Genomic DNA, 26,739 nt, shown 5'->3' with positions numbered 1-26,739 from the left:
AGCCGATCGCGGCCCTCCCGACGCTGAACCGCCGGGAGGATGGGAATATGGGCGGTGCTATGAATCATTCGCCCGCATCCCCGATTACGCGGGCGACGCGTGCCGCGATGTTCGCGGCGATCGGCGTGCTGCTGTCGGCGGTCGGGCACGCCGAGGTGTCGGGGCATGGTGTGTCGGCTTCCGCGCTGATTCTCGCGTTCGCTGCTACCGGCTCGGTGGCGTGGGCGGCGGCCGATCGGCAGCGCGGGATTGTCGCCATCGGCGGTGGGCTACTGGTGATGCAGGTGGCACTACATCTGTGGTTCGGGGTTCCCGCGGTATCGGGGGGTCACGGCGCATCGCACGCCGTCACATCCGAACTTGCCGGTGCACAGACTGATTCGCTGATCATGATGGCCGCGCACGGCGTCGCCGCGCTCGTCTGCGCGGTGTGGTTGTGGTTGGGCGAGAGAGCATTGTTCGCGCTGTTGGCCGCGCTGTACGCGCGGATGCTCGCGCCGCTGCTGCTGATGCTCGTACATACGGCCGTGGCAGACGCGGGGTCCGGCGTTCCGATCGCCGTCGACCGGGGTGCGCCGCCGCGCAGTGTCTTATTGCGTTATGAGATGGCCCGGCGCGGGCCGCCCGTCGGGATGGTCTTGGTCTGAGAGTTCGTCGCGAGCAGCCGGAATGGTTCCGGCGCAGTGACGTGGGGTCCAGCGGCCGACAATCCGGTCGGCGCACTATCGGTCCCGCGGACACGAGTGGCGGACGCAGCCGCCGTATCCTCCTCGCCCGACCCGGGCGGTGGCTATGGCGCGCCTTCCCGGTCAGCGGCCGTCCTTCGCCCGTGCACCCGTTGGTGCGCCGAGGCATAGTGTGCGGCCGGTCTTTTCGACGCCGCATCGTGTGGCGTCGCCGAACCGAGATTCTGTGAAATGCATTCGATGCCCTCACCGCTGCGACATAGCGGTAGTTCCTTGTTCCTCGTCGCCGGTCGGAGATACCGAAATGGGAGCCGGTCATGTCCGACGAACAGCTGACGGCGCTGGCGCTGGCGGCCGGCAACGGTGATCGTCGCGCCTTGGAGGAATTCATCCGCTCGACCCAACGTGACGTGTGGCGATTCGTCGCGCACCTCACCGATATCCAGTCCGCAGACGACCTCACCCAGGAAACCTTCCTGCGCGCCATCGGCAGTCTGCCCAGGTTCGCGGGCCGATCCACCGCGAGAACCTGGCTGTTGTCCATCGCAAGGCGGGTGGTCGTCGACCGATTCCGCAGCGCGGCGGCCCGGCCGAAGACCGCGCAACTCGACGACTGGCAATTGGCCCTCGATCAGCGCCGCGATCACGAAATACCCGATTTCCCGGAGGAAATGGTGATCGCCGATCTGCTGCGCGGCCTGCCCGAGCAGCGGCGCGAGGCTTTCGTCCTCACCCAGGTGCTCGGCCTGTCCTACGCAGAGGCGGCACAGACGGTGGGGTGCCCGGTGGGCACGATCCGCTCCAGAGTCGCGCGGGCTCGGGAAACCCTGATCACCCTGTGGCTGGCGGTGGACGAGCCCGCTGTATGCCCTGAAGGCGCTGTCGTGGAACCGATCGGCGCGCAGGTCCGACTACTGCCGCGGGCGCAATCGCGGCACGCGCCGGGCGCGGAGATCTTGACGGAGGTGGTGTGATGGGCGGGTTGGACCTGCGATTGAAGGGCGTGTCCTGCCGCCACGGCCGTGTCGAAGTCGTCAGCGATATCGATCTCGATGTCCCTGCCGGGCAGCGGGTTGCCTTGACGGGCACCAACGGTTCGGGCAAAACGACATTGTTGCGCGCGGTGCTCGGACTGCACGCGGTGGTTCGGGGCGAGGTCATGGTCGGCGGGCGCGGCGGGCACAGCGCCGCCGAGCAGACGTGGCGGCGGCGGGCCTGCGCGTGGATCCCACAACGGCCTGCCGCGGGCCGTTTCCCTTTGCTGGCAGGTGAATTGCTGGCCAGCTCGGGCAGCTGCGGTGCGGCCGAAGCCATGGCCGACCGCCTCGGGGTCGGTGCCCTCATAGGCCGTCCCCTCGACACGCTCTCGGGCGGACAATTGCAACGCATGCACCTGTCTCGCGCGGTCGGTTGTGTGGCGACGGGCGCAGGTGTCGTGCTCGCCGACGAACCAACGGCCGCACTGGATTTCGCCGGACAAGAGGAAGCCGCGGACGTTCTTGCCGAACTTCCGGTGACGCTCGTGGTCGTCACGCACGACAGGGCATTGGCGCGGCGCTGCGACCGGGTGCTCGAAATGGCCGCGGGCCGGTTGCGGGAGGTGTCGTGAACGGACCCGCTCAACTGGCCGACCTCCTCGGGATGGCGTCGGTGCAGCGCGCTGGTGTTGCGTTGCTGGTCGGGTCGGTCGGACTACCGGTGATCGGGGTGGTGATCGTCGGGCTCGACATCATTCCGGTGCGGTTCGCGATGATGCATGTCGCGCTGCTCGGCGCCGCGATCGGCATGCTGACCGGCCTGGATCCGGCGCTGTGCGGGCTTGTCGCGTGTGCGGTGGCAGGGGCGGGGATCAGCCCGTTGGCCCGCACGCCGGAAAGCCTGTCCGGGGCAATGGGTTTGCTGATGAGTCTGGCAATCGCGGCGGCGCTGCTGGTGCTCTCCATTGCCGGGGTGAATGCGTCGGCGGCGTTCTCGCTGCTGTGGGGTTCCATTCTCGCAGTGCGGGTGCAGGACGTGCTGGTGCTCGCGGCGCTGGCCGTGGTTGTGCCAGCACTGTTCTGGTGGCGGCGTCGCGATTTGGCACTGCTGCTGCACGATCGGGAGCTCGCGCTGGTCTCTGGTGTGCCGGTGCGGGGGCTCACCCTCGTGTTGCTGGTGCTGGTTGCGGTCGCGGTGGCCGGCGGAATTCGGCTCACCGGAGCGCTGCTGGTCGATGCGCTCACCCTGCTCCCGGCACTGGCCGCGCGCCGACTGGGACATTCGCTCACCGCGATCATCTGCTGGGCCATCGGCATCGGCATCACTGTCAACCTGATCGGTTTCCTGGTGGCGCTGGCTCTCGACCTGCCACCCGGACCGGTTCTGGTCCTCGCCGCGGGGGCAGCCGCTCTTGCGGCTCATCTCATTCCCGAACGGAGAAACACCTCATGGCACGCTTCCGTGCACTGACCAATGGCCGCGTATCGGCCGCCGCTCTCGCGCTCAGCGTAGGTGTGCTGTTGAGCGGCTGTTCCGGCACCGACGACAAACACGACGCCGAACACCATCCGACCGTGGTGGCGACCACCGCGTGGGAGGCCGGATTCGCCAAGGCCGCAGGTATCGACGACGTGCAGGTCATCGTGCCCGCCTCCGTGCACCACGCACCCGACTACGACCCCAAGCCGTCCGACCTGACCGCCGTGGCCGAGGCCGACTTCGTGCTGTACGCGCCGTTCGAGCCGTTCGCGGCGAAGATCAAGGAGGCGGCGGGCTCGCGTGCGAAGCTGATCGAGGTGAATCTCGACAACTCCGCGGACAAGGTAACCGCTCAGGTGCAGGCGCTCGGCAAGGAGTTCGGCACCGCATCGGCGGCCGAATCCTGGTCCTCGACCTTCATCGCCGAATACGACAGGCTCGGCAAGGAGGTTCGGGCGACGTGGCCGGGCGGCAAGCAGCCGACCGTTGTCGCGCAGGTCTTTTCGACCTGGGCGGCTCAGTTGGCCGGGGCGCAGGTGGTGGGCACCTACGGGCCGGAGGCAGTGACTCCCGGTCAACTCGCCGAGCTCGCCGCGAAGAAGCCAGACTTCGTGCTCGACAACGCGCACATGTCCAGCGGGACCGCGCTGCCGGATTCCGGAGCAAAGCAGGTCTCGATCGTCAACTTCCCCGGCCAGGACTACGACCTGCTGGGCGTGTACCGCAATGCGGAAGTCGCGCTGAAGAAGGCGATGTCCGGCTCCTGAACTACCGTTGACAGGACCGAATGCGGGGCAGGCACCGAAGTGCCTGCCCCGCTCCAGGTTTCGAATACTGCGCGTCAGCCCATCGGTGCGGCGACTCGTGAACGCAGTGCGGTCCGGTCCGGTTTTCCCGCCGGAGTCAGCGGCAGGGTGTCGAGCAACAGCAGCGCTTCCGGATGTTTCCCGCGCTCCATACCCTGCGCACGCAGGTGGGCGCAGAGGGCGTCGAGGTCGGGCGCGCACCCCGGCCGTGGCACCACACAGGCGGCCAATCGCTCCCCCAATACCTGGTGCGGCACCCCGACACACACCACATCGCGCACGTCAGGGTGGGTGGCGAGCAGCTGTTCCACTTCGGCGGGACTGATGTTGGCGCCGCCTCGGATGACGACCTCCTTGAGTCGGCCGACAACATGCAGCCGGCCTTCGGGGTCGAGGACGCCGAGATCGCCGGTGCGGACCCAGCCGTCGGCAGTGCGGTAGCGCGCGTCCAGTTCGGGGCTGCCGACGTAGCACAGCGGCGTCATCGGGCCGCGAGCCACGATCTCGCCGGTCTCGCCGAGTGGAGCGATCTCGCCGGTGTCGACGCGCGCGATCCGAATCTCGGCGACGCGGGGGTCGGGCCGACCGACCAGAACACCGGGACCCGTAGTAGCCGTGTCGGTTTCGACGAGGTCGGTGTGGCAGTTCACGCCGTCGGCCGAACCGTAGAGGTTGACCACCGAGCATCCGAAGCCGCGCTTGGCTTCCTCGGCGGTGGCCCTGTCCAGCTGTGCACCGCCGAGCACCAACGCCGTCATCGAGGACGTGTCCGCCGTGGCCGCGCCCTGGTCGAGCATCATGCGGACCATCGTCGGGACACCGAGGACATGGGTCGGATGGTGTCGAGCGATCGCGTCGAGTGCACCTTGCGGTGTGAAATGGTCCAGCAGAATCAGTGTGCCGCCGTGCCGTGCCAGCGTAACCGCGGTGCCGTTGCTGCCGAACGCCGTTGCCAACGGGACGAGAAACATGCTGCGGGGCGGCTCGCCGTCGGCCAGCAGCGAACTCATGAAGTTCCCGCGCCCGCCGGCTAGCGCGTTGTGTGAGTAGGCAACCATTTTCGGTTCGGCTTCCGAGCCGGAGGAGACCAGGATGCGCGCGGCGGTGTCGGGATCCGGGCGCGCAGGGACGAACGTCTCACCGTCTGCTTTCATCAGTTCGGCGAAGGACAGACATCGGTCCGGGATCTCCGTTTTTCCTACCGCGGCGACGAACCGCAGCATGGGCAGCCGATCGAGCAGTTCGGACAGCTCGGCGGCGTGGGTGTGATCGCGGAATTCCGTCGCCGCGATGACCGCGACGGCGTCGGCGCGGCGCAGCAGCGATTCGGCCTCGCGGAGCCCACGGCCGGCGGGGAAAGGCAGCGCAACCGCACCGAGCGCGGCGAGGGCCAGGTCGGCGATGACGGCTTCGCGGCAGTTCGGGAGTTGGACTCCGACAACGTCTCCGGGTTGGACACCTTCGGCGGCGAGCCCGGCCGCGAGCCGTCGGACCAGTGTGTCGAGCCGGGTATAGCAGACCTTGCCTGCGGCGTCGAGGAGCGCGGTGCGGTGCGGGTCCAGGCAGCGGTGCGCCCGAAATAGTGAGTACAGGTCGAGGTCGGGGCACGCGCCGTCGGCGGCCCAGGAACGGCGTAGCCGGGTCGGGACCAGATCGTGTAGTAGCACAGTCATCGGAAACTCCAGGGAGACGAAACAGCCACGGCCCCATGCATGTCCGTGGTGAGGGCGGCAGCAAATCGAGGATCACCCGGCAGCGCGGCGAGATCGGTGGTGACGGCGGTGGCGTGGATGTTGTTGTCGCACAACCAGGCAACGGCCTCACCGGTGCGCAACCCGGACAGGCGGTCGGCGTGGGCAGCGGCCGCGACGGCATGCTCGTCGGACGGTGCGAGCCAGCCGTCCGCGGTCGCCAGTGGGCGACGGAACCCGGCTGGGCGGCGCGGCGGCAGCCCGGCCTCGGCGCGGGCCACCGCGGGCGCTGTGAGCAAGTCGGCGGCGGCCAGCAGCGACGATTCGACGCGGACACCGCGACCGGTCCGTTCCCTGGTCAGTAGGCCCGCGAGAATCGCTTCGGTGCCCAGCATGCCGCCGAGCACGTCCAGCAGCGTCATCAGCGACGGCATCGGCGGCTCATCGGCCGGTCGTGCCGCTGCACCGACTCCGGTACGGGCCTGAACCATGAAATCGGTGCCCATCGGCGCGTGCTCCAGTCGCCCGGCCCAACCGCTGGTGTAGGCGTAGACCAAGCCGGGGTTGGCCGCCGACAAGTCGTCGGCGCCGAGCTCGAGTTGTTCGGCCTTGCCCGGCGCCCAGTTGTGCAGGAACACGTCGGCCCCGGTGGCCAACTCGCGCAGGCGCTTTCGATCGGCGGGCGATTTGATGTCGATCTCGACGGCATCCTTGCCACGGTTCAACGCCAGCCACCGGGCCGAGACATCCGAGCATGTAGGCGGCATTCCGCGCAGTGGATCGCCGCCCGGCGGCTCGATCCGCACCACATCGGCGCCCAGCAGTCCGAGCAGATGCGCTGCCAGCGGCGCCTGCACGCGCCGCCCCGCTTCGAGCACGGTGAAGCCGGCGAGCGGGCGGGCGACGGTGGCGGCAGAATCGCGCACTGCCCTGCGACTTTCAGCAGACTCCGCCAGCGCGAACTGCCAGGGAAGAGCATTCCCGCCGTCGGCTCGCATCTCTTCGCCGCGCTCGGTCAGCGTGTGCAGACGGCATACGTCGGCACCCGATTCGTCGGCCGCCGCGCGCACCTGCGCCCAGGTCCGTGTCGAGGTGGTGCGATGGAGTTCCTCGGGAATCGGGGCGCAGGCGGTCGCATAGCGAAATTGAAAGGGCCGCCAACCTTTTCGCAAAGCATCCGGCGGCGCGTCCATCTCGCGCCAGAAATCGGCCCACACTGCGACATCCAGTGCCTCGACCTCGAAGTACACGCCGTCGGCGGTGGTGAACGGTGGGCCGCCCGGCGCGAGCGGAGTTGCCTCGTCGTCGTCGGCGCACGCGGCCGCCAAGTATTGCGAGATGGTCAGCAGAGCTGTTCGGTCGGCGGCGACGCCCACCGTAGTCGCCGCGGTGCCTCGGGACTGGCCGACCAGTGCGGCGAGCAGCCCCTGAACAGTGAGGATTCCGGTGGCGGTGGTGGCATAGTCGACAGCGAGGCCGCGCGGTGACCCGTCCCGGCGGCCGTGCACGTGCATCAACCCGGCGGCGGCCTGCGCGGTCGCCTCGTCACACACCTGACTGTGCGAGCCACCCCAGCTCACCTCGGCCGCAGCCGTGGCACCGTCGGGGCCGGTGAGAGTCAGTGCGGCACTCTCCCCCACCACCGGTTCGGCGCCGAGCAACCGCAGATGTTCGGAGGCCGTCGCGACCGAATCGGACAGACTCCCGGCCGATAATCGCATACCCCGCAACGGAAGTGGGGCCCGGCGGGTACTGGCTGTCCGCATGGTGCCTGCTGTCATGGCTCTCCTTTTGAACGGTGACGCTGTCGCGGGAACTCGGCGGCGGTCGCCACCGACCAATCCCACGGACAACAGCAGTCGGACCGCCGAGCCCTCGGGTTCCGGCCAGCGCGGAGGAGAAACCATGAAGCCGTTCACATCCCAGGGCGCGGCGCCGACCGTCGAGGGAACCGCCGCTGCCACCCGCACCGAGCTCGATCCTGCGGAATTGCGCGAACACGTCACGACCTTCGTCACCGAACAGGTGATGCCTCAGGAAGGCAGGCTCGACGCGGGCGGCGCGACAGCGGACGCGGCGCTGACGGAACTGAGGGCAGCGGCCAAAACGGCGGGACTGTGGGCGTTGCCGTTGCCGATCGAATTGGGCGGGCAGGGCCTGCCTTTCGCCGACTATGTGCAACTGGCGGAAGCCGAAGGCGCGAGTGATCACGGGCCGACGGCCCTCGGGTCGGCGTCGCTGCTGGATGTGCGGATGCTGCAACAACATGCCCGCGACCGAGTCCGCGACAGCTATCTGAAGCGATTGATCTCCGGTGAGCTGCGCGCCGCCTATGCGATGACCGAGCCGGAAACCCCCGGCACCGATCCGGCGCTGACGGCCACCCGCGCGATCGCCCAACCGGATGGCTCGTGGACATTGACCGGGCGCAAGTGGTTCGTCAGCGGCGCGGCCGACGCCGACCTGATCGCGGTGCTCGCCCGCACCGACGGCGCCGCGCCGAGCCGTGACGGGTTGTCGCTGCTGCTGGTCCCCACCGACAGCCCCGGGTTCCGAATCGTGCGTGAAGTCCCGGTTTTCGGTATCGGCGGCCAGTGGGAGATCACCTTCGACGATGTTCGGGTGCCGGGCGACCACCTGATCGGCGAACCCGGTGCGGCATTGCGTATCGCAGGGCAGCGCCTGCAGCTCGGGCGCACGCTGCGCTGTCTGCGCTGGCTGGGGCAGGCAGAGCGCGCATTCGGGTTGATGTGCGATCGGGCGCGCAGCCGCACCCAGTCGCGCGGGCCGCTGGCCGACCGACAACTGGTGCAGCAGCATGTTTTCGAGTCATTGCTTGCCATTCGCAGTACCCGTCCGCTGGTGCACAAGGCGGCTGCACTCATCGAAGCCGGTCACGACGCCCGCACGGAAGCCGCATTGGCCAAGGTCGCTGCGGCACGGACGCTGCAGCAGGTCGCCGACGCGGCAATCCAGGTCTACGGCGCGGCCGGGCTCGGTCCCGACACCGCACTCCCGTCGCTGCTGCGCATGGGGCGGATGGCGCGCCTGCTCGACGGTCCCGACGAATTGCACATCGAGGCTGTGGCGAGAAGAGTGCTGCGCTGAGACACATACTCAGGTATCGAAGGGTGCCACCATTCCGGTGCAGATAGCCAGGGCGAGCGCCAGAAAGTAGTCGCCCCAGATGAGTTCGTGCGCGGTGGCAAGTCCGCGCTCGAGGTCATAGCAGCCATCGAGCAGCATTCCGGACGGGCGCGGACCATCCGGGCCGCTCACATGCGCCGTCACGAGATGTCGAACGATCTGCACCGCCCTGGCGCGTAGGCGCTCCCGGTGCCGACTCTCCGCCGCGGCAGCGAGTTTGAGCAAGGCCACCGCCTCGATGGCAGCTGCCGAGGTGTCGGGCGGGGCGTCCTCGATCGATTCGGCTGACGGCACCGGGGCTGCCCCGTAGTCCACCAGCCGCTCGGCGACTGCCCCATAGTCGGGATCGATGGACCACGCCGCATCAGCGAGTGCCAGCAGCAGCCAGGCCCGGCCCCGGCTCCAGCCGGCCCGTGGCTGCGCGCAGGCGGTCCATTCGCCTGCGGCCCATGCCCACGCCGGTGTACCGACCGGCTCGGCTCGCCATCGAGCCACGTGCGTGTCCAGATGCGTGCGGGCCGCTGCCCTACCCGCTCCCACATTGGCCGTGGCGAGCAATGGGACGGTGCCCGCAACGCCGTCGATCCGTGCCAGCCACCTCGAACCGCCGAATGCCGAACCCCACGGCAGTATGCCGACAGACTGATCGAAAGCGGTCAGGCAGGACCGCGCGGCCTCGTCGCGCAGGCTCGCCGCGGCACTGTCACGACCGGGCCCTGCGGCCAATGCCGTTCCGTACCACAGGATCAATCCACGCGTAGCGGTGTCTGCGGTGACCCAATGCTCCAGCTGCGCGGTGACAGTCCTCGCCGCCGACCGGTCCGTGTGAGAGCCCGTGCGCAGTGCCCGCAACCACAGCAGCCCTGCCCAGAAACCACCGGTCCAGGAACCCCGGGTTGTAGTGACCCATGCGCCGGAGCCACCATCGGCATACAGCGGGAAACGTTGATCGGTAACGGAATACGTCGACGCGACACGATCCAGCAGTGCGTCGAGGGCTGCCTCGGCGGTGCTCGGCTGGGTGTGCCATACGCCTTCGCGTCCCACTTCACACTCGCTCATGCCTGTGCCCGTTCTTGCCGCGCTGGATCCTGCGTCGTCCGATCCTGCAGTGCTCGATCCTGCAACGCCCGACTCCGCTGCCCTCTATCACGCAGCGCCCACGCCGCCGCGACGCCGGCCGCCGTCGCGAATTCCGCAGCAACCGTCAGCCATCCGTCGCGGTATCCGATCACCGGCAGCAGTAGCCCGAAAAGCGGTGGCCCCACGGCGAATCCGGCAAAGAAGCCCGCCGACACCAACGCCGAATCCCGTCCGGCGCGACCGGGTGCGGCGCGTTGGATGACGAGCACCATCGACACCGCATTGCCCGCCATCCCGAACACGCCGACCCCTATCACTGCGACCCACACCAGGCCGTTCACCTGCGGTGCGGCCGCCAGCAGCACGGCGGCGACCGCCGATCCGGCTGCCAACCCCGCAGGCAGCACCACCGCTACGCCCGGCTTGGCCGCCAGCCGCGCCCATCCGATGCGGCCTGCGATACCGGCCACGCCGAGCACCGCTACCAGCATTCCGGCGGCGGCGGCACCGAGTCCGAGCCGTCTCTCCCCGAACAGGGCGAGATAGGTGTTGATCGAGGCCATGCCCGCGCCGAGGAACACCGAGAACACGACCAGCCACCGCACCACACCTGCCGCACCGTGACCCGAGTCGGCACCGAAGGCATTGGCGCCCTGTTGATTCCGTGGCGCATCGGCCGGCAAGATCCGCCATACCCACACAGCGGTCAGCACAGCGATACCAGCGGCCACCCACACAGCGGGTCGCCAACCCGCAACGGCGGCAAGCGCGGTCAGCGGCAGCCCCGCCGCGATCGCGCCGAGCTGGACACCCGATTGCTTGGTACCCGTCACCCCCGCGCGCCGCGGTGCCGGTATCGCCGCCAATATCGCCTTGTTCGTCGCAGGGTTCGCCAATGCCTGTGGTGCACCACCGAGACCAACCGCCAGCAACAGCACCACGTATCCCGGTGCGGACGCGATCAACGCGAGCGCGCACGCGACGATGCCGAGCAGGGCACCGAGGCACCGTCGTGGGCCGAGTAGATCCACCGCCCGACCGGCGATCGGCGAGAGCAGTGCAGCGGTGCCGAACCCGACCGTTGTGGTGAATCCCAGCATCGCCGAGGACATCCCGAGGTCCGGCACGATCCGCGGACCGAGCGCACCCAGCACGAACAACTGCAACATCGAGAAACCCATAGCCGCGGTCAGCACCCCCGTCACCGATGCCACCGCCACCCGGTCCGTACGGACGTGCGGGTGTGTCTGCACTACCGCTCTCCTCCCAGCCGCGCCGCCCCATCGACGGCCCCGAACTCGAGTAGTCGGCTGGGAGAGCGTCTCGGTTCCGGATCGAGCCGATCCGTTGCGCGGTGGGACCGACTATCGTGCGATGACGTAGCCGTCGTCCGGACGGTGGTCGCGCGAGCGGCGGAGGTCGGCGATGGCGAAGGTTCGCTGCACCCACCGGTCTGCTCCGTCGTAGTGGGGTCGAAAGGCGGTGCGGCCGTGGACGGTCACCCGGTTGTCGACAATGACCAGGTCGCCGGGTATGAGCTTGGTGGTACGCGCGACGTTGTCGCAGGCTCGGCCGAATTCGGCCAGCGCCGTTTCCGCCCGCGGCGTCAGCGCCGTGGTCGCGATGGTGGCCATCCGGATGTCCGGGTCGTCAGCGGCGCCGAACAGCAACGGCTGTGGCGGACGCGCGCGGTTGTCCGAACCGAAGGAAGGCGGTGGTGCGGTGACGAATTCGGGTGCGAACAAGGTTTCTCGACTCGCTGCCGTCAGCAGCGGCAGCACTTCGCGCAGGCAGGCGGTGCGCAGACCGGCGACCCGGTCATGGTCGGCACGCAGGCACAGCAGTAGCACATAGTCGGGTTCGTGCTGGTGAAAGGCGTTCTCGTTGTGGAAGGTCAGCAACACCGAACCGGCATTGCCCGAGAAGGTTTCCCGCCCGGGCACGGGCACGACATCCTGCACAAGGGCTCCGGACTTCTCGGCCAGGTATGCGACGGGGTCGCCGAGCCCGCACGCAACCACGGTGAGTACCGCGGCCGCGACGGTGGCCGCACGCTGCACCGAATCCGCCGCAGAGGGCGTGGCGGGCAGCATCGCCTCGTCGACCGGCAGACCGTGGATCACCAGCGCCCCGGATGATCCGGAGTACCGCCGGAACCGGCGCACGCTACGGCGCAGCGATACCGGCAGCTCATCCGAGGCGTGCCGGGCACGCGCCACCCATTCCGGGTCGTCCACCAAGTTGCGAGGATCACCGCACAGCGTTCGAGCCAGCCGGTCGACCTCGCCCGAGTCGGCGGGACCCAATGCCACGTCCGTGCCGTCGACGACTGCGGTATCGGCGATTTCGTGCATCAATGTCTCCTGATCGAACACACAGGCGTTCTCGGCACCTGTTCGGAAATATCGAGGCGGCGAATCGAACTCGACTGCTCAGCCGTGCCGCAGAGCCGACACCGTGTCGGCAATGTAGTGGTCGCCGAACCGGAGCAGCGGAGCATAGTGGGCGGCCCGCCGGTGCCGCATCAGCCGGAGCTCACCGACGGCGTTGTCCGGGCCGGTCGGCAATTGCGCGATGGACCTGCGCAGCCGCACCATCGAATAGGCCAGCGTGACATGGCGTTCGCTGTCCACGAGGTCGGCCTCCAGCAGTGCGTCCCTGGCGGCGGCGAGTTCGGGATCGCGGGCCACCAGCTGCTCGTAGGAGTCGGGTACTACCTTCAGCAGGTCTTTCATCGCGCTACGGAACGTCTTGTAGCCGCGGTGCTGCCGTCCGCTCAACGGCGTCGCCACCTCTGGAGGCTGCATGGTGGGGCGCACCGTCGCCAGGTAATAGTCCACCGGGATGGTGCTGGCATGGATCATCGTCGCGGGAAAGCCGCGCACGTAGGTGGTGGCATGGTCGAGTCGTTCCAGCGCGGCGGCGGTCGCGCCGTGGCGCAGGTGGTGCACGGCATCGGTCACGGCGACCGCCGCGCAGATGTTGAACAGGACATGGACCTGATGCCCGACGAGCCATCGCGCCGTCCACTCGCTCTCCAACGAGACGCCGTCGGACACCTCCGGAATGGAGAGCGGGCCAAGCGGCGCCCCGTCGGACGCTGCGGCACCGGTGAGGTCGAGCACGGCCTGCCCCATACCGGCGACCTCCACCGCCAAGTCCGCACCCGAAAGCGGCGCACTGCACAGATCCCGCAGGCCCCGGTGGATGACCAGCACACCATGTAGGGCCGCCTGCTGATCGGACAGATCCACCTCACGGACCCGAAAGAACGACTGGCTCACCGACTCGGCGGGCAAGTCCCCACCGACAACGGGCCCCGCCTCCTCCGACAGCGCACCGACGAGCTCCCCAGCGGCGACCACGGCGCGCCGGATAGCTGCGGTGCGCTCGACCGGACCCGCATGAGTCGGCACTTCGGCCAAGGTCATCGCGGTCCGTTGCGCCTCGCCCCGAACGCGAGCGTTCAGGTTCGGGGCGGCTGCCCCGTCCTTCGCTCCCCGGAACACAGCCACTGGCGGATGCGGGTCTGTCTCCGACGTACCCATGTCGTCCACAGTATCCCGCGACAAGCCCGTTTCGCAGGCGCTTGCCCCGGAGCGCAAGGATGAATTCCCTTGCCTCGTTGTATATCTCATCGTGGGGAAACGATGCCTGCGAACCGGAGACGTTGCCGATTTCCCCACCGCGCACCGTATGTCCGACTTCCCGCAACCCGGACATAGGCAGTCGGCCGACCTCCGTCGAACAGAGTGGACTCGCAACCACCGGAACTACCGCAGACCACCGACAAAATCCTCGATGATCCGGTTGTAGGCAGCAGGTTGCTCCATGTTGGGGAAATGACCTGCGCCGGCGATGATTTCCCGTCGGCTGCCGGGGACGGCGGCGAGAAGGCGGTCCACTGTCGCAGTCAGGTCGGGGGAATCGAACGCGCCGTCGGCGGCGAGGACGGGTACCGCGATCGTCGACGCGCGAGCCGCGACAGCGGCGACCGGGATGTCGTGATCCGTTTCGGACGCAGTGTGTTTGGCGAGCATCCGAGCGGCCATCTGCCGAATCCGCGACACCATCATGGCGTCGACCTCGTCGAGCGAACGATGCGGGCCCGCCGCCCACTGCACAAACGCCGCCAGCCACGTGTCGATGTCGCCGTGCGCGATAGCACGGGCCTGGGTGGCGTCGAGTTCTTTCGACCACGGGTCGCGATACTCCGGTTCACCGATGGCACGACCGCTCACGACCAGGGCGCGCACCAGATCGGGGTGTTCCAGTGCGGTGTCGACCGCGATCATGGCACCCATTGATACGCCGATCAGGACCGCGGGCCCGAGATCGAGATGCCGCAGCAACGCGGCCAGATCGTCGGTCTGCCGGAAAGGTCTTGTCGCGTTGGCAGATTCACCGTGCCCACGAGCGTCCGGAGCGATCACGCGGTAGCGCCGAGCGAGGACGGGCAGTTGAGCGTCGAACATCGTGGAGTCGACAAAACCCGCGTGCAACAACACCAGCGGTCGGCCCGCACCGGCGTCACGATAGGCAAGGAGTCCGTCGCCGCTGTCGAATGTCCGTGAGAATTCATCCATGACAACCAAGGTGTCATATTGATCGCACTTTGACAACTGAGGTGTCATAATGACCGGGTGACCGAACCGCCGTTGCCACCCGACGAACGAGCCTCCCGACTGATGGAGGTCTTCACCCGCGTCGGCATGTTGCACCGCAGGGTCTACCGGAAGATCGAGCAAGACGCTGCGCCCCAGGGACTTTCGGTCGGCATCCGCGCCATCCTCGACCTGCTGCGCGAGCGCGGCCCGATGACCGTCCCGGATATGGGCCGCGCCCAGTCCCTGAGCCGCCAGTTCGTCCAGCGCATGGTCAACGACGCGGCGGCCGCCGACCTGGTCGAGTTCCAGCCGAACCCCCTGCATCAGCGCTCCTCATTGATAGCGCTGACCCCAGCGGGCACCGCGGCCATCACTGCCGCAACCATGCGCGAACACGCCCTCCTACGCCGGACCGGCGGCGGCCTCACCGACGCCGAAATCTCCTCCTGCCTCGAGGTTCTCGACCACATGCTCAACCTCTTCGACGACGTCGACATGAACGGCTGACCCTCACGGGATGAGAACGGTTTTACCCTTCGCACTTCCGGTCGACGCGTGCGCCTCGGCGGCGTCTATCAGGTCGAACTCCCGCTCGACGTGGACGCGAAGCGCACCGGCTTCGGCAAGACCGGCGAGGTCGGTCAGATCCGCTGCCGACGGATGGACGAACACGGTCTCGAAACGGACACCGTGGCGCTCGGCGTCGGCCGAAGTCAGCCCAGGATTGTGACCGACCGTGGTGACCAACACACCTCCCGGCTTCAATGCACCGAGGGAACGCGGTGCATACTCGCCGCCGACCAGGTCGAACACCACATCCACCGGATCGATCGCCACGGTGAAATCGGTTGCGGTGTAATCGATCAGCTCGTCGGCACCCAACTCGGTCAGGAAGGCGTGATTCTCGGCCCGCGCGGTGCCGACAACGTGCGCGCCGCGAGCCTTGGCAACCTGCACCGCCAGATGCCCGACCCCACCGGCCGCGGCATGGATCAACACGCGCTGCCCGGCCTCGATCCGGGCAAGCCCGACCAAGCCCTGCCACGCAGTCAGCCCGGACAGCGGCAACGCGCCCGCCTCCGACATCGACAGGGCCGCAGGCTTGGCCGCCAGCTCAGCAGCGGGCGCCACCAGGTACTCCGCGTAGGCACCTGCCGCCTTCGGGAACAGCGGCATCCCGAAAACCTCCGCACCAACCTCGAACCGCGTCACCCCCGGACCCACCGCCTCCACAACACCCGCAACATCCCAGCCCAGCGCGAACGGCGGTGTGGGAAACAGCGGGAAATGCCCGGCCCGAACCGCCGAGTCCACCGGGTTCACCCCCGCCGCCCGCACCCGAACCAGCACCTCGCCGGAACCGGGCTGCGGCCGCTCAGCCTCGGTCCGATACAGCACCTCGGGCCCACCGAACCGGTCTTGAGTGATCGCGTACATCTGATCTCCATTTAGTTGACGTGAGGACTATTGCTGACACAAATATTTACCCCATATTGTTCCTCGCGTCAACTATCCGCACATCAAGCATGCACGCGTGGACCGCCTCCTACGCCGAAGACTTCTCCCCGCAGCCTGTTGAGCGCCGGTTGGCGACGGAATCCAACTCCACCCGATCGACCCCGGCACCGTTCACACCACGAGGCGATCGAGCAGGTTCATGGGCTCACGGCCGCCCTTCACCTTCCCTTCGACGCGCCTCGGCGACCAGATTCCGCAGCGTCGGCCACTTGACCAAGGCGGTGTCACCGAGCGGCCCGGACATTCCGCGCAACCAATCGAGCGGCAACCATGGCGCGGGGGCAACAATCCACGCCATACGACGTTCAGCACCGCGCAACAGCTCCGTCGCGGCCCGATCGGCGGTGATCCGCTTGGTCAGAGCACCGGGCAACAGCGCCCCCAGCCACTCGGTCAGCGGGTCGCCGTCCAGGCTGCCGTGTGTCAGATCGGTGTCGACGAACCCGAAATGTGCTGCGGTAACCGCGATTCCGTCACCGGCGAGTTCGACATGCAAGGTCCGGCCGAGCGCCTCCACGCCCGCCTTGCTCACCGCGTACGGTGCGCAGAACATCCCGTTCAGGAATGAAAACACCGACGCGATGACCACGATCTGCCCCCGCTCGTCCGCCGGTGCGGCAGCCCTGCCTGCACGGTGTTCCACGCACTACGCAGGTTGATATCGATGACTCGGTCGAATTCCGCTGTGCTGGTGCCGGATACAGTGACCATCTTCGGTGGCGCCAGGTACTCACCGGGGGGTGAAGCCAGTGCACCAGACGATGACATCGGCACGACACGTCGAGCGACCCGGATGGGTCGATCTGGCGGCAGGACGCCAACTCCGCAGGCTTATTACGCGCGGCGAGAAGCATTCGATGTGCCACCTGCAGTACTAACGGCCGGTCGCCCGCGCGACGGCCTGGATGGCTCGGATCCGTCCGTCGGCCAGAGCCTCGGTGAGATGCTCGACCTTCTCGGCAAAGCCGTCCACGAAGGTGTGTAGCCCGAGCGGGTTGGGAGGCAACGTCAGTATCGATTGCATCGTTGCCGCCGCCGTCTCGGTGAGATCATTCCAGGCTTCGATGGTGAAACCGCAGGACTCGATCACCGCGCGCAGCCGGTCGGAGGTGGCCAAGTGGCTTTGTGCTGGATCGACTGCCCAGGGCAGCGGGTAGGTGGGGTGGCCGGACGCGCCGGCGGCGATATCCCAAATGGCTAGCCGGCCATCATTCGCCAGCACCCGGCGGGCTTCGTGGTAAAGCCGCACTTTGTCAGCGACGTTCATCTGGACGTGTTGACTGAACACAACCTGGAATGCATTGTCAGCGAAGGGAAGGGCCGTAGCATCGGCCCGCTGGACGGTAATCAAGCCATCCAGCCCGACAAGTCGATTCAGCCATTCGGCCGTCGAGCAGTATTCCTCGGCCAGATCGACCGCAGTGACCTTGCACCGCAGGCGGTCGGCGAGATACCGCGCGGTGCCTCCTATACCGGTGCCGGCGTCGAGCACCTCGGTGTCGGCAGCAATATCGAGCAGGTCGACCAGTTGGCTGGTGGCTATCCGACCAATGGTGTGGAAATCCTCCAGCATCCCGAGATCTGCCGGTACGAGGTGCTCGAGATCCTTTCCTGCGGCGATGAGCGCCCGTTCAATGGAGGCACGGGCGACACCGGTCTCGTACGGAGACGCCGTCATGAAAGAACCACCGCTACACCCGCGCTGAATCTGTATCGGTCGCCGCGAGCGGTTCGTCGAGTCGGTCTTCGGCGGCGGGGTGTTCGTGCTGCCAGAAGGCGGACTCGCCGGAGAACCGCGGATGGGCGGGCTGCGGGTGCTGCTGCATATGGTCGAACTTGTCGAGGCGATGCATCGGCACCATGGCGATCCGGATGGCACCCGCTAGTGAGCGGACGAAATTGCCGGCGGTACGGCGACATTCGGGCGCGGCGGCATAGCGGCGGGCGATCGTGAGGAAGTCTTCGGGTTCCACTCCGGCCACATCGCGAACGTGCGTGGTAGGACCGCCGACCTCCCATGTTCCCAGGGGTGTTTCGGGAAGATAGTTGCGTAGGCAGGACTCGAAGAACATGTCTGTTCGAAGCCGCCTCGCGTTTGCGCGGACAGCTTTCATGAACACCTTCGGAGGAACATCGACATGACGTACGGGGCGGCCCAGCGCCTCTCCCATCGCATCGGCGATATCTGCCCCGGACAGCAGCCTCGGCCCCGTCGGACGATAAGCCTTGCCCTCGTGACGATGCGGGTCGAGCAGGGCGCCCACCACCACTCGAGCGATGTCCTCGTTGGACGGAGGCGCATTACGCCCCGCGCCGGTCGGCATTGGCAGGATTCCGAACTGAGCCGCGACCGGCATCATCCCAATGAGATAGTTGTCGGCGAAAAAACCGGGATCAATGGCAATGTGGGCGGTATCCGGCAACAGCTCGAACAGTTTGTCGTTGAACCACATCTGCCGGGTCATCAGGGACGGATGCTCAGGGCTTGCCAGCCACTGCCCCATCGCCACGATCGCTTGCACCCCCGCCCGACGTGCCGCCACCGCGAACGCAACGGCGCTGTCGAGCACATGGGGGTGGTACGGGGCGTTGAAATACAACCGGTCGACACCATCCATCGCGGCCCGGATCTGCATGAAGTCAAACATGTCGGCAATGACAATCTCCGCGCCCATGGCCGCGAGACGCGCACTGCGTGCGTCGCTGCGGTGCACCATCACCCTGGTCGCGACACCCCGTTCCAATAGCTGGGTGGCCACCACACTGCCAACCCTGCCTGTGGCCCCAGTGACAAGCACACGTTGGTTAGTCATTGAAAGTCCTTTCAGTTCCCAGTCGCTGCAACGAATGGACGGAATGTTTCCGTCGGTCACATTTGCAGTATGCGACTCCATGTGACCGCTGTCAACATGGATGTTGTCGCCTCGCCTGGCCTGATCGCTACACCGCGACCAGCCTTGTAGCCACTGGTCACGCTTCGCCGAGCCCATGGATGTGACCGTCGTCAACACTGGGGGTGGATATGCGATCCTTGACGTTATGACCTCAGCCGCCGCGTCTGCGGATCGCCACCGGCCCTATCACCATGGCTCGTTGCGGGCCGCGCTGGTCGACGCCGGAATCGTGCTGGCGCGGGAGGGGGGACCCGATCGAGTAATTCTCCGGGAGGCAGCCCGCGCGGCCGGGGTCTCACATTCGGCCGCCTATCGCCACTTCGCCGACCGCGAAGCACTGCTCGCAGAAGTGTCCCGCCAAGCCCGAAGCGAACTGGCCTCACGAATGCGCCACCACATAGACGACGCCGCCGACCCTGTCAGCCGACTTGGAGCGGTCGGCACCGCGTACGTCGACTTCGCGCTGACCGAGCCCGGGTTGTTTCGCACCGCCTTCGATTCGCACCCCACTCCCGGCGGCGACTACCAGCACGACCCGTCGACCACCGGTGAGGTGGAACCGCAGACCCGCGGCGCCGAACCATTCGACGTCCTCAATCAGGTTCTCGATGAGGTGCAGTCAGCCGGTCTGCTGGACCCGCGCCGCAGGCCGGGGGCCGCCATCGCCGCCTGGTCGGCCATCCACGGCCTCGCCAGTCTGCTGATTGACGGCCCTCTGCCCACCACGAAGGCAGACATCGACTTCGCGCTCGGGCAAGTGCTCGAACTCGTGGCACGCGGCCTGCTTGAGCTGCCCCGGGTATCGGACGGAGCCCCCTCCGGCTAGTGTTCCGCGGGTGGTCCCGGCCGGCTAGGCCCGAGTTATCAGATGCCGAGCACATGCACACCCGCCTCGGCAAAATCGCGGACCGCGCGGGCAACATGGTTGGCCGAGGTCACCACTACCGCGTCGACAGCGCCGATGTCGCGAATGATCCTCGCCGAGTTGTCGGCGTTGTCGATGGCCGATTCCGCGTCGTGGTCCGTATACACACGGGAGGCGGGGGCGCCGTCGCCGATCTGGATATCGGCAGCGGCTCGGCAACTGTGACACCCGCCGCCGGCTCACGGCCACGGCTCCGATGGCCGGACGATATCGAAGTGCAGCCCGCTGGAGCCTTCACCGCTACCGGGGTTCTTCTGTCTGCGGACCCAGGAGTGCCAGGAACCGTCGAACCAGCGAGCCAGTACCGGGCGGCGAGTCACCAGTGCGCCGTCGCGCGGGACCTCCTCTTCGTGCACCCAGTCATCGGTGTGCAGCAGCCTGCCGTGCGGCTCGGAAGTGAACCCCGGCTGCTGTAGTGGCACCAGCGCGAAACGGATCTGGTCGAGGGTCACGGCATGCGGGACCAGCGGCAGCCAATAGTCCGGGACGATGGTTTGCACCGCGTAAGAACCGATGTCACGCGGCGGCGGGCTCTCCGGCGCGATCCGCAGCCACCGTTCACGGCGGTCGACACGGTCGCCCTGCAGGTCGGTGAAGGACTTCTCGACCGCCCACGCGAGGTTGGCGAGTTCGTCGCGCAACAGCGCGACGGTCTCCAATGGCTCGCCGACCGCGCCGCGTTCTGATGGCATGACAAGCAAACCGTCGTCGGTGCCGGTGACCGTGAACAGATTCCAGCCCTCGTTTTCGGTTCCGGCACGGGTGATTTCGTGTTTGCCGCCGAACGAATCCGAAACGACGAGTTTGTCCAGCACGGTGAGCGAGCCTGCGGGCACCTCCAGCGGAAGCAGGAACCGGTCGTTGCCGTACACCTCCGCGAACGCGATCAACAGCAGCCTGCCGGTGTCGAGCTTCTCGACGTCGGTCGAGCCGAGATCGATCTGCGCGTCTTCCATCTCCCAGAACCGGTCCGCGGGAATGCCGCCGTATCGGACGGTCGAGGGGATCGCCTCCCTGGTGAACATGTGCACCGCGGCCGGTGTCGTCGGCGCGGGTGTCGCGGTCGGATCGAGGTCGACGGTGAACCAGTCCAGACCGTCGCCGAGGTACTCCTCGGAGTGGAAGACCTTGTCGCCGAAGGACATATCGACGCGATGTTCGAAGCGGTGCGGGTCGAAGGTGTCCGGCGCTTCGGCGGGGAACAGGCCGCGCCACCAGGTCAGCCAGTCGGCGGGGACGGAACCGAGCCCCGCGACGCCGGGCGCGCCGTCGGTGAAATCGGCCACCAGCCGTTCGGCGTCGGGCACTTTCGGCGCGAGTATTGTCACCAAGTTCGACGGGCCGGTCGGGGGATGTTCGAAACCGTAGGCGGCGAGCACATCCGGCGTGCGTGCCCGTAGCCCCTTCTCGTCGAGCATCCGCAGGAAATGCGCGCCGCCTTCGATTCTGGTCAGCTCGTCGGGGGCCGCGATGTCCTCGGATTCGACCATCCCGTCCAGGGGACCCGATTTCGGGTCATAGGGCACCCAGGAGCGGTCGACCGCCAGCTCCCCCGTACGGCCCGCTGGCCGCCACGCGGAGATGGCAGTGCTGTGCCCGGACAGTTCCACCAGCACCGGGGATCCGGCGTCCTGTCCGGCGAATTCGCCGAACTGCCATTGCCTCGTCAACGCCCAGGCGGGGTCGTGCACGCGGGCGGTGAGGCCGGAAGCGACCTCATTGCTGCGCGGCAACGGCTCGAGCCGGTAGCGATCGTCGAGACGGAACTTCGGGTTCCCGAGGATATCGACCATTTTTCGCGGCATCGTTCACTCCTCCGCCAGGGTGCGCCAGAATTCGCTGATCATCGATCCGTGCAGCTGCCCGAGTCCGTCGACGCGCACGGCGGGCAGAATGTCGTCGAGCAACGGCAGATCGCCGATGTCGACGGCGCGCAGCTTGGCCAGCTCGAGCGTGTCACGAACGACGAGGGCCAGACCGTCGGCGGTCCAGCCGCGTTTCGGGTCGGGTGGTACCGCGAGCAGGATCGCCTGTGGTGCTTTGGCATCCGGTCGGTCGAAGTGGAACGACACTCCGGTCAACTCCGATTCCACCGGCACCGCGTCGGGGCCGACCTTGGTGGCCGCCAGTGCATCCGAGCCGGGTAGCACCTCCACCCATTCGTCGAACACCATGCCGGTCAGCGGCTGCCCGGCCGGCAGGTCGAAGGGGGTGTGCCGAACCAGGTGCTGCCGGGCGGGCGGGCGCTGCAACGGGTCGAACCTGCCGCCGATCCAGGCGCCGTCGCCGGGCAGCTGAGACGCGGCAAGCGGGCATGGTCGCCCGGCCCGCACACCGGCCAGCAGCAGGGTCTCGTGCCAGGTGCGGGTGGTCGGGCGAATCGCGGCGAAGCGCAGAACCCAGTCCGCCACAGTGGATCCCGTTGCCGCAGGCTGCGGCAGTGCCAGCCCGGAAAGCTCGGCGGTGAGCGGAATGTTGGTGCCAAGGAAGTCGGCCAGCGCGAGCGTCACCGCAGTGAGCCAGCCGGGAGTGGTTGCGTCCCTGGACAATGCGACGAGTCGTTGCGGCAGTTGCGCCTCGATGCCGAGTGCACTGCGCTGCTCGACGGTGTCGACGGCGGTGAGGAAGCGGGCGACCCGATCGCGCACCTCGGCCAGATCCGGTTCCCGGACCTTTGCCTGCTCACCGACGATATGCCTCGGCAGCAGGGCGGACGCACCGCCGAGCAATCGGTTGATCCGATCGGTGACGGCACGCAACTCGACGAAAGCGTCGTCGAATTCGGCTGCCGCGCCGGGGATTCCGTGCTGCTGCGCAAGCCCTGCGGTGATCCGGCGCTGCCCGCTGACAGCGACATCGAGCACGAATCCGAGTGCGCTGAGCCCGAGTGCGTCGGCGGTGGTCGTGAACGGCTGCGACTGCTCTCCCAGGGTCAGCTTTCCGGACAGCTTCCACCGTGCGGCCGGCCCGAGCAGGCCCGACACCCAACCCTCGACCCGTGGCTCCAGCTCGGCGAAAGCGTCTGTGCCCCAGCCGGGCTCGCGCGGCGGATCAGGCGGCAGCACCGTTACGAGCCGATGGGTCACCGCGCGTCCACGATGTGGGGTGCGCAGCACGTCGAACCGGTCGGGCACGTCCTCGCCGCGCCCGAGGGTGTCGGCGGCAAGCCCGGCGCGCATGGGGTTGCCGCCGACGAGCTGATGCACGCTCTCGGCGAGCAGCAGGTCACCGACAGCGTCGAGGGCGTCGACCAGATCGTCGAGGATGGGCTTGACCTTCTCGCCGTGCTCGAACAGAAATCCGTGCTCGGTCAGTAGGGCGGGCACCGCCCCTTGGGCGTGCGCACGGGCCAACTGCATACCGTCGACGACATTCGCCGCGGCGATGGCTTCGGAACTGCGCTTCCAGAGATCGGGCGGCGGGTTGCCATCCGCGGGTTCCGGCACCACCGGTGTCGGAAACACCGTGCGATAGCGCGGTTTCTGGGTATCGAGGTTCGCATCGTGCAGCGCCCGCTCGAATCGGTGCCCGAGCAGGGCGCCGAGGGTCTGGCCGCGCCGCACTCCGCCGAGCAGCCAACGGGCAACGCGCGCCCGTCGTGACGTCAGGTCGACGGCGAGCGTGGAATCGCCCTTGTGAGAAGTGAATCCCGAGCGCAGGACCGCAGCCGTCGCCGCGTGATGCAGCGACGGCGCATGGATATAGCCGTCGGACTCCTGTACCGTGCCCGGACGTAGATTCTCCACCCAGCCGTATCCACCGAGACGTATCCCGGACCCACCCTCGGCACGTGTTCGGCTGAGCCGCTGCGTAGCCAACGAGGTAACCCAGGCGTCGAGGCGGTGTGCGGTGACGTCGAACAATTCGAACAACAGCGGCAGAAAGTCCTGCGGCGCGACCCGGGACAGCGCCTCCAAACCCGCGAGCAGTTTGCCTGCGGCGGGCAGGCCCTGGCGGCCGAACTCGCGGATCGCGTCGAGTTCAGCCTTCGGCGTAAGGGGGGCCATGATCAGCTGCGACAACAGCCGGTCCACAGTCGCGGGTATCAACAGTGCCGACTTCGCGAGATCGGGTCCTTCCTGACCGAAGGGTGCGTCGCTGCCGCTGCTGACCAGCCAAGGGAGGAAGTCGGTCGGCGATCCGGAATCATCGGCGAAACCGACCGTGCCGAAGATCGTCGCCCGCCGATCGGGTGCGACGCCGTCGATGGTTATCGGCCACCGCTCGAGGTACTGCTCGTGGGTGATTCGGTCGGTCAGCACGTCGATGGCGTCGTGCAACTGTTCGCGGCTGTTCGCGAACAGCTCGGGGTATTTCGCCGCGTTGGGCGCGAGGCGCTCGGCGACCTTGGCGTAATCCGGCGGCTTGGAATCGGACACCCATGCGAGATTGCTGACATCCTCGGTGGGCTGTGCCCAGCGCAGTCCGGAAAGAATGCCGCCGACAGCCACGGCGGGCCCGGGGGAACGCAGACTCAGCTTGTCGAACTTCTCCCGACCACCGTTCGGGGACAGTACGCGGCGGATCACCAGATCGTTCGCCACCGGGAGACGGCACAGGATGTCGGCCGCGACCTGGTCGGCAGGCAGGCCGTCGGTCACTCGCGGAATCCAGCCGGAGACCAGCGCGGCACGCCAGTGATGCCGTAGCCGCAACAGCCAGGGCAGCATCAGCGAGGCCGCGTCGCCGGGCCGGTCGCTCGTCCACTCGTCGACCGTCGACACCGGAAGCACACCGTAGGGTTGCCGTCCGACCCGGATGGTCGGCAAAGGTCCGCGACTGCGGACGAATTCGGCCATGTGATCTCTGATGGTCAGCCAGAGTCCGAGTCGCGACACCTCTTCCGGCGTGCCGAACAGCCCTTGGTCTTCGACCATCTTGAACGCGAGACCCCACCAGGCCAGGATCGCCAAAGTCTCTGCCGCGGCGTCACCGGTGTGCTCGGCGCCTTGGCATTCGGTGAGGAATCCCGCGTCGGTGAGTCCGAGCGCACGGGCCATCCGGTCGGCATCGGTCGGGTTCGGTTCGGGTTCACCGGGTTTGGCGGGAATCACCAGCAGCTGGCCGTCGTCGATGACATCGGGATCGGGGATCTTGTTGGCAGCGGCGATGATCGGGAACAATTCGCCGTCGCCGTAGAAGCGTTTCGCCAGCTTGAACAACGTGTCGTTCGCCACCACCCGGTGCGTGCGCGCAGCGATGTCTGGCTCGCGTGGGGGCGTCGGGCCCGGCGGCGTCCCATCGGGACGTGACGACCACGAGGTTCGGCTCTGCGGCGTGTTGTTGGTCGGTGTACCCGGTGCGAGGAAGGCGAGGCCGTCGGTGTACGCGTGACCGTGCAGCGTCGTGCGCAACCGGTCGGCAGCCTCGGCAGGCGCGCGTTGGCTCACGCCGATGACGAAGAGTTCGTCGAGATGGTCCACCTCGGCGGGCAACCTCAGCACGGTGGCCATGCCCTCGTGCACTGCGTCTTCGAAATCGATGGCCCAGCTGGCATGCCGACGATCGGGTGCGGCTTCGTCGGCGGAGAGGAAGCCCAGTGGCAAGGGGTCGGGGATGTCGGCGCCGACTTCGTCGACCACCACCAGGCCGCCGACCAAGCCCAGGAAGCGCCAATGCGCGGGCATGGTGGTCACCTCGGGGGCGCGTCGCTTCCGTGGATCACGCAGTGCAGGGTCGGGCACACCGGGACGCGACACCCTGGTCGCCCAGGCGGCGCGATTCGGGCTGAGGGTCTCGAGCAGGGTATGCCAGGCTTCGTCCCCCGGGTTCTGCCAGTACTTGCGCGCCGCGGCGAATTCGGCGGGGGTGAGTGCGGGGTCGAAGCCATCGATGTGGATATCGTCGGGGTAGACGCGCACCTTGATGCTGCGTTTGTCGGCGGTCCATTTCGTCTCGATACGCACGGGCAGCAACGCGATCGGCTCTGCGCTGTGCGCACCGAACAGCGGTGCACCCGAATCAAGCGCTGCGGCAAGGTTTTCGGTGGTCTCGTCGAGCCTGGCGCGCAACTGGTCCAGTTCCGCGCGCCGTGCCGCCTGCGCCTGCTCCACCGGCTTCAGTACCGTCTGTGGCGTATTGCCGTGCGGTACCTCGGTGGGGGGTGGATTGCTGGCCACCCAGGCCCGTACCCGGCCGAGCTCGAATTCCTTGTCGTCGGCCAGCGCCAACTTGTTGTCGTGCTCGAGCCGGACCATATCCAGGGTGCGGCGCAGCATGAACGGGCTGACGTCGGGAGTGACCGGACCGGTGCCGATGTCGGGAATGATCAGCAGTTGGCCGGGGAAGATCAGATTGGGATTCGGGATGGCGTTGGCGACCGCGATGATCGGAAACAGCTCACCCTTGCCGTAGAAGCGCTGCGCCAGCCCGAACAGCGTGTCGTCCTTGACGACACGGTAGGTCTTGGTGACGGGTGGAATGATCAGCCGTCGCCCGATGGCGAGTTTCTTGGGGTCGGCGATTGCGTTGGCGGCGGCGATGACCGGGAACAGCTCACCGTTGCCGTAGAGGCGTTGCGCCAGCCCGAACAACGTGTCGCCGGCAACGACAATGTGGGTCCTCGCAGTCCCGGGGATCACCGGTGAGTGGCGCTGTCCGGTGAGTTCGGGGATGACCAGCACCTGACCGACCGCAATGTGGTCGGGGTCCTGGACCCGGTTGGCCGCGGCGATGATCGGGAAGAGCTCACCGTTGCCGTAGAACCGTTGCGCCAGCCCGAACAACGTGTCACCCGCCACGGTGGTGTGCGTCTTGATGATGTCGGGAATGATCAGCGTCCGGCCGACGGCGATGTGGTTCGGGTTGATGATTTCGTTCGCTGCCGCGATGACCGGGAACAGCTCCCCGTTGCCGTAGAACTGCTGGGCCAACCGGAACAGTGTGTCGCCTGCGACCACCGTGTGAGTCCTGGCCATGGCTACTC

General features: G+C 67.5%; 22 protein-coding genes. 8 read left to right on the top strand and 14 right to left on the bottom strand.

What is annotated here, in order from left to right; genetic code table 11:
- Positions 1 to 47: 47 nt before the first annotated feature.
- The 5 genes from OHA42_RS20135 to OHA42_RS20115 all read left to right on the top strand — a co-directional run bounded on the left by OHA42_RS20135 (position 48) and on the right by OHA42_RS20115 (position 3,910).
- Positions 48 to 647: a hypothetical protein gene (locus OHA42_RS20135; RefSeq protein WP_406229434.1), complete on the top strand. Its 600-nt coding sequence runs from the start codon at positions 48 to 50 to the stop codon at positions 645 to 647.
- A 356-nt stretch (positions 648 to 1,003) separates the two neighbouring features.
- Positions 1,004 to 1,660, top strand: coding sequence for a sigma-70 family RNA polymerase sigma factor (locus tag OHA42_RS20130; protein WP_406229433.1), 657 nt, complete (start codon positions 1,004 to 1,006; stop codon positions 1,658 to 1,660).
- On the top strand, positions 1,660 to 2,295 hold the full coding sequence (locus OHA42_RS20125) for an ATP-binding cassette domain-containing protein (protein WP_406229432.1): 636 nt from the start codon (positions 1,660 to 1,662) through the stop codon (positions 2,293 to 2,295). Before OHA42_RS20130 ends, OHA42_RS20125 begins: the two co-directional genes overlap by 1 nt.
- A complete protein-coding gene (locus OHA42_RS20120) occupies positions 2,292 to 3,134 on the top strand; it encodes a metal ABC transporter permease (RefSeq protein WP_406229431.1) in 843 nt (280 codons plus the stop codon). Before OHA42_RS20125 ends, OHA42_RS20120 begins: the two co-directional genes overlap by 4 nt.
- Positions 3,113 to 3,910, top strand: a complete 798-nt coding sequence (locus tag OHA42_RS20115) for an ABC transporter substrate-binding protein (protein ID WP_406229430.1) — start codon at positions 3,113 to 3,115, stop codon at positions 3,908 to 3,910. Before OHA42_RS20120 ends, OHA42_RS20115 begins: the two co-directional genes overlap by 22 nt.
- A 74-nt stretch (positions 3,911 to 3,984) precedes the next feature.
- Here OHA42_RS20115 and OHA42_RS20110 read toward each other — a convergent pair whose 3' ends face one another.
- Complete coding sequence (locus OHA42_RS20110) at positions 3,985 to 5,622, bottom strand: class I adenylate-forming enzyme family protein (RefSeq protein ID WP_406229429.1); 1,638 nt, start codon at positions 5,620 to 5,622, stop codon at positions 3,985 to 3,987.
- Positions 5,619 to 7,421, bottom strand: coding sequence for a CoA transferase (locus tag OHA42_RS20105; protein WP_406229428.1), 1,803 nt, complete (start codon positions 7,419 to 7,421; stop codon positions 5,619 to 5,621). The genes OHA42_RS20110 and OHA42_RS20105 overlap by 4 nt, the downstream gene beginning before the upstream one ends.
- A gap of 124 nt (positions 7,422 to 7,545) precedes the next feature.
- Between OHA42_RS20105 and OHA42_RS20100 the strand changes: the two genes are divergently transcribed.
- The gene (locus tag OHA42_RS20100) at positions 7,546 to 8,748 is read left to right on the top strand and encodes an acyl-CoA dehydrogenase family protein (RefSeq protein WP_406229427.1); all 1,203 of its coding nucleotides are present in this window, start codon (positions 7,546 to 7,548) and stop codon (positions 8,746 to 8,748) included.
- Positions 8,749 to 8,757: 9 nt separating this feature from the next.
- On the opposite strand, the gene OHA42_RS20095 is transcribed toward OHA42_RS20100, so the two are convergent.
- From OHA42_RS20095 to OHA42_RS20075, 5 genes are all read right to left on the bottom strand, one after another.
- On the bottom strand, positions 8,758 to 9,849 hold the full coding sequence (locus OHA42_RS20095) for a hypothetical protein (protein WP_406229426.1): 1,092 nt from the start codon (positions 9,847 to 9,849) through the stop codon (positions 8,758 to 8,760).
- Positions 9,846 to 11,123, bottom strand: a complete 1,278-nt coding sequence (locus OHA42_RS20090) for an MFS transporter (RefSeq protein ID WP_406229425.1) — start codon at positions 11,121 to 11,123, stop codon at positions 9,846 to 9,848. The genes OHA42_RS20095 and OHA42_RS20090 overlap by 4 nt, the downstream gene beginning before the upstream one ends.
- Before the next feature lie 111 nt (positions 11,124 to 11,234).
- A complete protein-coding gene (locus tag OHA42_RS20085; RefSeq protein ID WP_406229424.1) occupies positions 11,235 to 12,224 on the bottom strand; it encodes a TauD/TfdA family dioxygenase in 990 nt (329 codons plus the stop codon).
- A gap of 78 nt (positions 12,225 to 12,302) precedes the next feature.
- A complete protein-coding gene (locus OHA42_RS20080; protein ID WP_406229423.1) occupies positions 12,303 to 13,418 on the bottom strand; it encodes a hypothetical protein in 1,116 nt (371 codons plus the stop codon).
- A gap of 225 nt (positions 13,419 to 13,643) precedes the next feature.
- Positions 13,644 to 14,456 carry an alpha/beta fold hydrolase gene (locus OHA42_RS20075; RefSeq protein WP_406229422.1) on the bottom strand — a complete coding sequence of 271 codons (813 nt, stop codon included), beginning with the start codon at positions 14,454 to 14,456 and terminating at the stop codon, positions 13,644 to 13,646.
- Between the two features lie 57 nt (positions 14,457 to 14,513).
- On the opposite strand from OHA42_RS20075, the gene OHA42_RS20070 reads away from it, so the two are divergent.
- Positions 14,514 to 14,984, top strand: coding sequence for a MarR family winged helix-turn-helix transcriptional regulator (locus OHA42_RS20070; protein WP_406229421.1), 471 nt, complete (start codon positions 14,514 to 14,516; stop codon positions 14,982 to 14,984).
- A 3-nt stretch (positions 14,985 to 14,987) separates the two neighbouring features.
- Here OHA42_RS20070 and OHA42_RS20065 read toward each other — a convergent pair whose 3' ends face one another.
- From OHA42_RS20065 to OHA42_RS20050, 4 genes are all read right to left on the bottom strand, one after another.
- Positions 14,988 to 15,914: an NADP-dependent oxidoreductase gene (locus OHA42_RS20065; RefSeq protein WP_406229420.1), complete on the bottom strand. Its 927-nt coding sequence runs from the start codon at positions 15,912 to 15,914 to the stop codon at positions 14,988 to 14,990.
- Between the two features lie 226 nt (positions 15,915 to 16,140).
- Positions 16,141 to 16,638, bottom strand: coding sequence for an SDR family NAD(P)-dependent oxidoreductase (locus OHA42_RS20060; protein WP_406229419.1), 498 nt, complete (start codon positions 16,636 to 16,638; stop codon positions 16,141 to 16,143).
- A 231-nt stretch (positions 16,639 to 16,869) separates the two neighbouring features.
- Positions 16,870 to 17,568 carry a class I SAM-dependent methyltransferase gene (locus tag OHA42_RS20055; protein WP_406229418.1) on the bottom strand — a complete coding sequence of 233 codons (699 nt, stop codon included), beginning with the start codon at positions 17,566 to 17,568 and terminating at the stop codon, positions 16,870 to 16,872.
- Between the two features lie 118 nt (positions 17,569 to 17,686).
- Positions 17,687 to 18,868 carry an NmrA family NAD(P)-binding protein gene (locus OHA42_RS20050; protein WP_406229417.1) on the bottom strand — a complete coding sequence of 394 codons (1,182 nt, stop codon included), beginning with the start codon at positions 18,866 to 18,868 and terminating at the stop codon, positions 17,687 to 17,689.
- 166 nt (positions 18,869 to 19,034) lie between these two features.
- Between OHA42_RS20050 and OHA42_RS20045 the strand changes: the two genes are divergently transcribed.
- A complete protein-coding gene (locus tag OHA42_RS20045; protein ID WP_406229416.1) occupies positions 19,035 to 19,715 on the top strand; it encodes a TetR/AcrR family transcriptional regulator in 681 nt (226 codons plus the stop codon).
- 38 nt (positions 19,716 to 19,753) lie between these two features.
- Here the strand turns inward: OHA42_RS20045 and OHA42_RS20040 are convergent, their stop codons facing one another.
- The 3 genes from OHA42_RS20040 to OHA42_RS20030 all read right to left on the bottom strand — a co-directional run bounded on the left by OHA42_RS20040 (position 19,754) and on the right by OHA42_RS20030 (position 26,731).
- A complete protein-coding gene (locus tag OHA42_RS20040) occupies positions 19,754 to 19,921 on the bottom strand; it encodes an ElyC/SanA/YdcF family protein (RefSeq protein WP_406229415.1) in 168 nt (55 codons plus the stop codon).
- A gap of 72 nt (positions 19,922 to 19,993) precedes the next feature.
- Positions 19,994 to 21,619 carry a hypothetical protein gene (locus OHA42_RS20035; protein ID WP_406229414.1) on the bottom strand — a complete coding sequence of 542 codons (1,626 nt, stop codon included), beginning with the start codon at positions 21,617 to 21,619 and terminating at the stop codon, positions 19,994 to 19,996.
- A gap of 3 nt (positions 21,620 to 21,622) precedes the next feature.
- Positions 21,623 to 26,731 carry a LysM peptidoglycan-binding domain-containing protein gene (locus tag OHA42_RS20030; RefSeq protein WP_406229413.1) on the bottom strand — a complete coding sequence of 1,703 codons (5,109 nt, stop codon included), beginning with the start codon at positions 26,729 to 26,731 and terminating at the stop codon, positions 21,623 to 21,625.
- Positions 26,732 to 26,739 lie beyond the last annotated feature (8 nt).

The organism is Nocardia sp. NBC_01009 (assembly GCF_045208035.1).
Lineage (GTDB): Bacteria > Actinomycetota > Actinomycetes > Mycobacteriales > Mycobacteriaceae > Nocardia.
The sequence above is the reverse complement of the archived record's forward strand: the minus strand, read 5'-3'. Positions and strand labels throughout refer to the sequence as shown.

Excerpts from the sequence above, each read along its gene's own strand:
- OHA42_RS20125 (WP_406229432.1), top strand. The coding sequence starts at position 1,660 with ATGGGCGGGTTGGACCTGCGATTGAAGGGCGTGTCCTGCCGCCACGGC.
- OHA42_RS20085 (WP_406229424.1), bottom strand. The coding sequence starts at position 12,224 with ATGCACGAAATCGCCGATACCGCAGTCGTCGACGGCACGGACGTGGCA.
- OHA42_RS20110 (WP_406229429.1), bottom strand. The coding sequence starts at position 5,622 with ATGACTGTGCTACTACACGATCTGGTCCCGACCCGGCTACGCCGTTCC.
- OHA42_RS20130 (WP_406229433.1), top strand. The coding sequence starts at position 1,004 with ATGTCCGACGAACAGCTGACGGCGCTGGCGCTGGCGGCCGGCAACGGT.
- OHA42_RS20035 (WP_406229414.1), bottom strand. The coding sequence starts at position 21,619 with ATGCCGCGAAAAATGGTCGATATCCTCGGGAACCCGAAGTTCCGTCTC.
- OHA42_RS20075 (WP_406229422.1), bottom strand. The coding sequence starts at position 14,456 with ATGGATGAATTCTCACGGACATTCGACAGCGGCGACGGACTCCTTGCC.
- OHA42_RS20080 (WP_406229423.1), bottom strand. The coding sequence starts at position 13,418 with ATGGGTACGTCGGAGACAGACCCGCATCCGCCAGTGGCTGTGTTCCGG.
- OHA42_RS20030 (WP_406229413.1), bottom strand. The coding sequence starts at position 26,731 with ATGGCCAGGACTCACACGGTGGTCGCAGGCGACACACTGTTCCGGTTG.
- OHA42_RS20105 (WP_406229428.1), bottom strand. The coding sequence starts at position 7,421 with ATGACAGCAGGCACCATGCGGACAGCCAGTACCCGCCGGGCCCCACTT.
- OHA42_RS20055 (WP_406229418.1), bottom strand. The coding sequence starts at position 17,568 with ATGCTGGAGGATTTCCACACCATTGGTCGGATAGCCACCAGCCAACTG.
- OHA42_RS20065 (WP_406229420.1), bottom strand. The coding sequence starts at position 15,914 with ATGTACGCGATCACTCAAGACCGGTTCGGTGGGCCCGAGGTGCTGTAT.
- OHA42_RS20115 (WP_406229430.1), top strand. The coding sequence starts at position 3,113 with ATGGCACGCTTCCGTGCACTGACCAATGGCCGCGTATCGGCCGCCGCT.
- OHA42_RS20095 (WP_406229426.1), bottom strand. The coding sequence starts at position 9,849 with ATGAGCGAGTGTGAAGTGGGACGCGAAGGCGTATGGCACACCCAGCCG.
- OHA42_RS20135 (WP_406229434.1), top strand. The coding sequence starts at position 48 with ATGGGCGGTGCTATGAATCATTCGCCCGCATCCCCGATTACGCGGGCG.
- OHA42_RS20100 (WP_406229427.1), top strand. The coding sequence starts at position 7,546 with ATGAAGCCGTTCACATCCCAGGGCGCGGCGCCGACCGTCGAGGGAACC.
- OHA42_RS20045 (WP_406229416.1), top strand. The coding sequence starts at position 19,035 with ATGACCTCAGCCGCCGCGTCTGCGGATCGCCACCGGCCCTATCACCAT.